This is a genomic window from Streptomyces sp. NPDC026672, assembly GCF_040638185.1.
In the GTDB taxonomy this organism is placed as follows: Bacteria; Actinomycetota; Actinomycetes; order Streptomycetales; family Streptomycetaceae; genus Streptomyces.
The window spans coordinates 41,721-48,138 of the sequence record NZ_JBEZXS010000056.1 but is presented as its reverse complement, the minus strand read 5'-3'; the positions used below and the strand labels follow the sequence as shown (position 1 = coordinate 48,138).

The 6,418-nt window shown below is 70.5% G+C and carries 8 protein-coding genes; 2 read left to right on the top strand and 6 right to left on the bottom strand.

All coding sequences use genetic code 11. The features are described from left to right. From AB0F77_RS38430 to AB0F77_RS38420, 3 genes are all read right to left on the bottom strand, one after another. The coding region (locus AB0F77_RS38430; protein ID WP_361957982.1) for a radical SAM protein at positions 1 to 677 on the bottom strand (677 nt) is incomplete at its 3' end. Between the two features lie 37 nt (positions 678 to 714). Beyond that, positions 715 to 1,170 (bottom strand): Lrp/AsnC family transcriptional regulator, encoded by a 456-nt coding sequence (locus AB0F77_RS38425; protein WP_361957979.1) that lies wholly within the window; start codon positions 1,168 to 1,170, stop codon positions 715 to 717. A gap of 77 nt (positions 1,171 to 1,247) precedes the next feature. After that, positions 1,248 to 1,952 carry a UbiX family flavin prenyltransferase gene (locus AB0F77_RS38420; protein ID WP_361957976.1) on the bottom strand — a complete coding sequence of 235 codons (705 nt, stop codon included), beginning with the start codon at positions 1,950 to 1,952 and terminating at the stop codon, positions 1,248 to 1,250. Positions 1,953 to 2,024: 72 nt separating this feature from the next. Between AB0F77_RS38420 and AB0F77_RS38415 the strand changes: the two genes are divergently transcribed. After that, a complete protein-coding gene (locus AB0F77_RS38415) occupies positions 2,025 to 2,627 on the top strand; it encodes a rhomboid family intramembrane serine protease (protein WP_361957973.1) in 603 nt (200 codons plus the stop codon). A gap of 40 nt (positions 2,628 to 2,667) precedes the next feature. Here AB0F77_RS38415 and mqnP read toward each other — a convergent pair whose 3' ends face one another. Further along, positions 2,668 to 3,570 carry a menaquinone biosynthesis prenyltransferase MqnP gene (gene mqnP, locus AB0F77_RS38410; RefSeq protein WP_361957970.1) on the bottom strand — a complete coding sequence of 301 codons (903 nt, stop codon included), beginning with the start codon at positions 3,568 to 3,570 and terminating at the stop codon, positions 2,668 to 2,670. Further along, positions 3,567 to 5,024, bottom strand: a complete 1,458-nt coding sequence (locus tag AB0F77_RS38405) for a menaquinone biosynthesis decarboxylase (RefSeq protein ID WP_361957967.1) — start codon at positions 5,022 to 5,024, stop codon at positions 3,567 to 3,569. Before AB0F77_RS38405 ends, mqnP begins: the two co-directional genes overlap by 4 nt. A gap of 88 nt (positions 5,025 to 5,112) precedes the next feature. Here AB0F77_RS38405 and AB0F77_RS38400 point away from each other — a divergent pair, with 88 nt between their 5' ends. Then, on the top strand, positions 5,113 to 5,502 hold the full coding sequence (locus tag AB0F77_RS38400; protein ID WP_361957964.1) for a PLD nuclease N-terminal domain-containing protein: 390 nt from the start codon (positions 5,113 to 5,115) through the stop codon (positions 5,500 to 5,502). 44 nt (positions 5,503 to 5,546) lie between these two features. Here the strand turns inward: AB0F77_RS38400 and AB0F77_RS38395 are convergent, their stop codons facing one another. Next, positions 5,547 to 6,314 carry a CDP-alcohol phosphatidyltransferase family protein gene (locus AB0F77_RS38395; protein ID WP_361957961.1) on the bottom strand — a complete coding sequence of 256 codons (768 nt, stop codon included), beginning with the start codon at positions 6,312 to 6,314 and terminating at the stop codon, positions 5,547 to 5,549. Positions 6,315 to 6,418 lie beyond the last annotated feature (104 nt).

Sequence of the window (6,418 nt, the reverse complement as noted above, 5' to 3'; positions counted from 1 at the left end):
TGACGGGGCTCCTCGATGTGCCCGTACAGCATCGTGCACGGAGTCTTCAGACCCTTCCCGTGCGCCAGCCGGTGGATCCGCGACCAGTCCTCCCAGTGCGTCCGGTGGTCCACGATGTGCTGCCGGACCTCCCAGTCGAAGATCTCCGCACCCCCACCCGTCAACGACTCCAGACCCGCATCCATCAACTCGTCCAGGATCTCGCTCGCACTCAGACCCGAGATCGTCTCGAAGTGATGGATCTCCGTCGCCGTGAACGCCTTCAGCGACACGTTCGGCAGTACGGCCTTCAGTTCGCGCAGCGACCGCGGGTAGTAGCGCCAGGGCAGGCTGGGGTGCAGGCCGTTGACGATGTGCAGTTCGGTGAGGTTGTCCGACTCCATCGCCTTGGCGAGCTTCACCGCCTCCTCGATGCGCATGGTGTACGCGTCCTTCTCACCCGGCTTGCGCTGGAACGAGCAGTACGCGCACGACGCCGTGCACACGTTCGTCATGTTGAGGTGGCGGTTCACGTTGAAGTGGACGACATCGCCGTTCTTGCGCGTGCGCACCTCGTGCGCGAGACCGCCGAGCCACGCCAGGTCGTCCGACTCGTACAACGCGATGCCGTCCTCGCGGGACAGCCGCTCACCGGAGCGGACCTTGTCCTCCAGCTCGCGCTTGAGCCCGACGTCCATGCCTCCACCTTTCCACGACAGCCCGACCACGGTATCCCTAGACCTCTTCCGGCAGTCCGCCGACCCGGTTCTCCCACTTCGTGGACAGCACGATCGTGGTACGGGTGCGGGAGACGCCCTTGGTCCCGCTCAGGCGCCGGATCGTCTTCTCCAGGCCGTCGACGTCGCTGGAGCGGACCTTGAGCATGAACGAGTCGTCGCCGGCGATGAACCAGCAGTCCTCGATCTCGGGCAGGTCCTTGAGCCGGCGGGCCACGTCCTCGTGGTCGGCGGCGTCCGAGAGGGAGATGCCGATGAGGGCGGTGACACCGAGGCCGAGCGAGGCGGCGTCCACGGTGGCGCGGTACCCGGTGATGACACCGGCCGCCTCCAGCCGGTTGATGCGGTCGGTGACGCTGGGTCCCGACAGGCCGACGAGGCGTCCCAGCTCCGCGTAGGAGGCCCGGCCGTTCTCCCGCAGGGCCTGGATGAGCTGCCTGTCCACCGCGTCCATGCGATCGAAGCCTTCCGATGAGTCGTTCTGGAGAGAGAGTTCCTGAAGTGATGAGTACTACGGGCGCCGTGTGATGCTCACCGGGGGCGCGCACCGCCGCCGAGTTCGCCCTCCCAGCGGCGGTAGAGGCCGTGTGCGACGCCCGCCGCGTCGAGGACGCGTCCGGCGACGAAGTCCACGAGGTCCTGGATGTGGGTCGCGCCCGCGTAGAAGGCCGGCGAGGCGGGGACCACGGCGGCGCCCGCGTCGTCCAGGGCGACCAGGTGCCGCAGCGTCTGCCCGCCGAGGGGGGTCTCCCGCACGGCCACCACCAGCGGGCGGCGCTCCTTGAGGGTGACGCTCGCCGCCCGCTGGAGCAGGTCCTTGGAGAGCCCGAGGGCGACGCCGGCCACACAGGCGGTGGACGCGGGCACGATGAGCATGCCCTTCGCCGGGTACGAGCCCGAGGACGGCCCGGCCGCGAGGTCGCCCGCGTTCCAGTACCGCACCGCGGCCACGTCCACCCCGAAGGTGCCGGGCTTGCCGTCGGCGCCGCGCGACAGCCAGGTGCGCAGGTCCTCCTGCCAGTGGGCGTCGCGGAAGGAGATGCCGGTCTCGTCGAGCAGGGTGAGCCGCGAGGCCCGGCTGACCACCAGGTCGACGCTCTCGCCCGCGTCCAGGAGCGCCCGCAGCACGGCGGCGGCGTACGGAGTGCCGGAGGCGCCGGACACCCCTACGATCCAAGGCGTACGCGGCGTTGCTCCTGGCTTCACTGGGTTCACGACACCGAGCCTATCCGGCATCGTGGGGTGGGAACCGGGCAAGGGGGCCCGGGCGTTCCCCGGAGGGGACGAGCGCGAGCGACGGGGGTCGACATGGCGGGCAGCGACGTCGGACGGTCCCGGGGCGACCGGGCGAAGGCCGCGGCCGGACTGATGGTGGGCTGGGTGGCCCTGCTGTGGCTGCTCGAAGTGGTCGACGCGGTGTCCGGGCACGCGCTGGACGGGCTCGGGATCATGCCGCGTACGGCGTCCGAGCTGGTCGACGTGGTACCGGCCTCGTTCATCCACTTCGGCTTCGCGCACGTCGCCGCGAACACGCTGCCGCTGCTGGTCCTGGGCTTCCTGGCCGCGCTGGGCGGGATACGCAGGTTCGCGGCCGTGTGCGCGGTGATCATCGTGGCCGACGGGCTCGGTGTGTGGCTCGTCGCGCCCGCGCACACCAACACCGCGGGCGCCTCCGGCCTGATCTTCGGCCTCTTCGGCTTCCTGCTGGTGAGCGGGTTCGTGGAGCGCCGTCCGCTGGGCGTCCTGGTCGGGGTGCTGATCGGCGCGGTGTGGGGCGGTTCGATCCTGATGGGCCTCGCCCCCACCCAGACCGGCGTCAGCTGGCAGGCCCATCTGATCGGCCTGGCGGCGGGCGTGGCTGCGGCGTTCGTCTTCCGCCGCCCGGCCCCGCGCCGCGCGCTCGCCCGCTGAACCCGCTGCGGGCAGGACCTGGACCGACCGTGGGCAGACCCTAGACCGTCAGTCCCCGCACCAGGAGGTCCAGCAGGGCGAAGACGAACAGGGAGATGCCGATGAAGCCGTTCGTCGAGAAGAACGCCCTGTTCAGCCGGGACAGATCGTGCGGGCGGACGATCGTGTGCTCGTAGAGGAACGCGCCCGCGACGACGACCAGGCCGAACCAGAAGAACGCGCCCGCGCCGGTGGCCAGCGCGTACCAGACGAACAGCGCCGTGGTCAGGGTGTGGCAGACCCGGGCCCCCCAGATCGCCGCCGGGATGCCGAAGCGCGCCGGGACGGACATGACACCGATCGCGCGGTCGGTCTCGACGTCCTGGCAGGCGTAGATCAGGTCGAAGCCGCCGATCCAGATGCCGACGGCCAGGCCGAGGAGCAACGCGTTCCAGGACCACTCGCCGCTGATCGCGAGCCAGCCGCCGATCGGCCCCATGGCCTGGGCGAGACCGAGGATGGCCTGCGGGAAGTTGGTGAACCGCTTGCCGTAGGGATAGACGACCATCGGGATCACGGCGACGGGGGCGAGCGCGAGGCAGAGCGGGTTGAGCAGGGCCGCCGCACCGAGGAAGATCACGAGGGCGACCAGCGCGCCGGTCCAGGCGTGCCGCACGGACATGGCGCCGGTGACCAGTTCGCGGTGGGCGGTGCGCGGATTGCGGGCGTCGATCTCGCGGTCGATGATCCGGTTGACCGCCATCGCGAAGGTGCGCAGGCCGACCATGCAGATCGTGACCAGCAGCAGCCGGCCCCAGTGGATGTTGCGGTCCCACTCGAACATCGCGGTCAGGGACGCGATGTAGGCGAAGGGCAGCGCGAAGACCGAGTGCTCGATCATCACGAGCCGCAGGAAGGCCTTGGTGCGTCCCGGCTGCGGGAGCGCCGCGGAGGCTGAGCTCACAGTCCGTACTCCTTCCACCGCCGGGTCACCCGTTCGGCCGTCTCCGGGTCCGGGAGGATCATGTCGGGCCAGCCGCCGTCGCGGGTGTAGCCCTCCTCCGGCCACTTCCGGGTGGCGTCGATGCCCGCCTTGCCGCCCCAGAACTGCTGGTAGGAGGAGTGGTCGAGATGGTCGACTGGCCCTTCGACGACCGTGAGGTCACGGCCGTAGTCCGTGTTGCCGAGGGCCCGCCAGGCGACCTCGTGCAGATCGTGCACGTCGCAGTCGGCGTCGACGACGACGATCAGCTTGGTCAGCGACATCATGTGGGCGCCCCAGACCGCGTGCATCACCTTCTGGGCGTGCTTGGGGTACTTCTTGTCGATCGCGACGATCGCACAGTTGTGGAAGCCGCCCGCCTCGGGCAGGTGGTAGTCCACGATGTCGGGGACGATCACCTTCAGCAGGGGCAGGAAGAAGCGTTCGGTGGCCCGGCCGAGGGGACCGTCCTCCGTCGGGGGCCGGCCCACGACGATCGACTGGAGCAGCGGCCGGCGCCGTGTCGTCACGCAGTCGATCCGCAGCGCGGGGAAGGGCTCCTGCGGGGTGTAGAAGCCGGTGTGGTCACCGAAGGGGCCCTCGGGCAGCATCTCGCCGGGCTCGAGCCAGCCCTCCAGGACGACCTCGGCGTGGGCCGGCACCTGGAGCGGCACGGTCTTGCAGTCGACCATCTCGATGCGCCGGCCTGCGACGAACCCGGCGAACAGATACTCGTCGATGTCGCCGGGCAGCGGCGCGGTGGCGGCGTAGCTGACGGCGGGCGGGCAGCCGAAGGCGATGGCGACCGGCAGGCGTTCACCGCGGCGGGCGGCGACCTGGTAGTGGTTGCGGCTGTCCTTGTGGATCTGCCAGTGCATGCCGATGGTGTTCCGGTCGTGGCGCTGGAGCCGGTAGAGCCCGAGGTTGCGGACGCCCGTCTCGGGGTCCTTGGTGTGGGTGAGCCCGAGGTTGAAGAAGGAGCCGCCGTCCTTGGGCCAGGTGAACAGGGCCGGGAGCCGGTCGAGGTCGACCTCGTCGCCCTGCACGACGACCTCCTGCACGGGCGCGCTGTCGGCCTTCACCTTCTTCGGCGGGACGTGCGCCATCGCGCCGAGCTTGCCGAACGCCTCGCGCACGCCGACGAAGCCGTGGGGCAGTTCGGGCTTGAGGAGGCCGCCGATCCTGTCGCCGATGTCGGCGTACGACTTGAGGCCGAGCGCCTTCAGCAGCCGGCGGTCGGTGCCGAAGACGTTCATCGCGAGGGGCATGGCCGAGCCCTTCACGTTCTCGAACAGCAGCGCGGGGCCACCCGACTTCTGCACCCGGTCGACGATCTCCCCGACCTCCAGATACGGGTCGACCTCGGCCTTGATGCGCTTGAGGTCGCCCTCGCGCTCCAGCGCCCTGAGCAGCGAGCGAAGATCGTCGTAAGCCATGGGGTCCAGTATCCCCGAGCGGCTACCCTGACCCCGTCACGGGGCCCGGGGTGGGGTCCCTCCACCATTGCGCAGGGGGCTGCCCGACATGATCAGGCTGTTGATGTACCTGGTGCCGCTGGCACTGACGATCTTCGCGCTCATCGACTGCCTGAACACGCCGGAGGACGAGGCACGGCATCTGCCCAAGATCGCCTGGGTGTTCATCATCCTGCTGTTCTGGATCGTCGGGCCGATCGTCTGGCTCGCCACGGGCAAGGTGCGCACGCCGCCGGCGAACGGCCGCACGCCCTCCGAGTGGCATGCCAACCACCGCATGGAGTACGTCGCCCCGGACGACAACCCGGCCTTCCTCCAGTCCCTCGCCGAGGAGAACAAGCGCGACGAGCGACTTCTGAAGGACTGGGAGGCCGATCTGCGCCGCCGCGAGGAGGAACTCCGCCGCAAGGAGGCGGGCGAGGACCCGAAGAACACCTGACCGAGCCCTCCGCCGAGGCTCCGTCCACCTGGCCGCCCGGTGGTTCAGCGCAGGCGGGACGACGACAGGATGGACAGCAGGTGGGCCGGGACCATGGTCCAGGTGATCAGCGCGAGGGCGGCGAGGGTCCAGCGGGTGGGGCCGATGTCCCCGGTGAACGTGTCGGCGAGGGCGGCCACCAGCAGGACCAGGGACGCCTCGATGCCGTTGGTCACGCGGTGGATCTTGAAGGCCGCCGCCAGCCGCCGTACGGTCGCCACGCCCTCGGAGCGCGGACGCGTCGACTCGTCGTCGGCGACGCCGAGTCCGCGCCGGGCGCGGGCCACGTCCACCAGGTCGGTGGACGCCTTCAGCAGGACGACGCCGAGGGCGGTGGCGAGCCCGAGCGAGAACCAGCCGCCGACGCCGTTGCCCGCGGCGCGGTAGCCGGCGCCCGCCAGCAGCGCCGCGTCGGCGAGATAGGCGCCGAGGCGGTCGACGTAGATGCCGGTCGCGCTGTTCTGTCCCTTCCAGCGGGCGACCTCGCCGTCCACGCAGTCGAAGAGGAGGAACAGCTGCATGAGGAGCACGGCGAGCACGGCCCCGGTGAGGCCCGGCACCGCGAGCGCGGCGCCCGCGGCCACCCCGCACACCACCATGGTCCAGGTGAGCTGGTCCGGGGTGACGGGAGTCCGCACGAGCTGCCGGGTCAGGCGCAGCGAGAGCCTGCGCATGTAGAGCCGCCCCGCCCAGTGCTCGCCGTTGCGGCTCGCCAGCTTGGCCTGCGGCTGGCACACCTCCCGCAGCTCCTCCAGAACCGGAGCAGCACCCATGACCGTTCCTCCCACCCGCCCGCGGCCCAACTGCCGCTCGTACGACGGCGATCGGGCAAGGCTACAGACCGTGTTTCCCCCCGCTTCACCGAGGCCACCTCTGG

What these genes read in the sequence shown, in the direction of transcription:
- AB0F77_RS38395 (WP_361957961.1), bottom strand. Translation starts at nt 6,314, where the DNA reads ATGGGTGCTGCTCCGGTTCTGGAGGAGCTGCGGGAGGTGTGCCAGCCG.
- AB0F77_RS38405 (WP_361957967.1), bottom strand. Translation starts at nt 5,024, where the DNA reads ATGGCTTACGACGATCTTCGCTCGCTGCTCAGGGCGCTGGAGCGCGAG.
- AB0F77_RS38415 (WP_361957973.1), top strand. Translation starts at nt 2,025, where the DNA reads ATGGCGGGCAGCGACGTCGGACGGTCCCGGGGCGACCGGGCGAAGGCC.
- AB0F77_RS38400 (WP_361957964.1), top strand. Translation starts at nt 5,113, where the DNA reads ATGATCAGGCTGTTGATGTACCTGGTGCCGCTGGCACTGACGATCTTC.
- AB0F77_RS38425 (WP_361957979.1), bottom strand. Translation starts at nt 1,170, where the DNA reads ATGGACGCGGTGGACAGGCAGCTCATCCAGGCCCTGCGGGAGAACGGC.
- AB0F77_RS38420 (WP_361957976.1), bottom strand. Translation starts at nt 1,952, where the DNA reads ATGCCGGATAGGCTCGGTGTCGTGAACCCAGTGAAGCCAGGAGCAACG.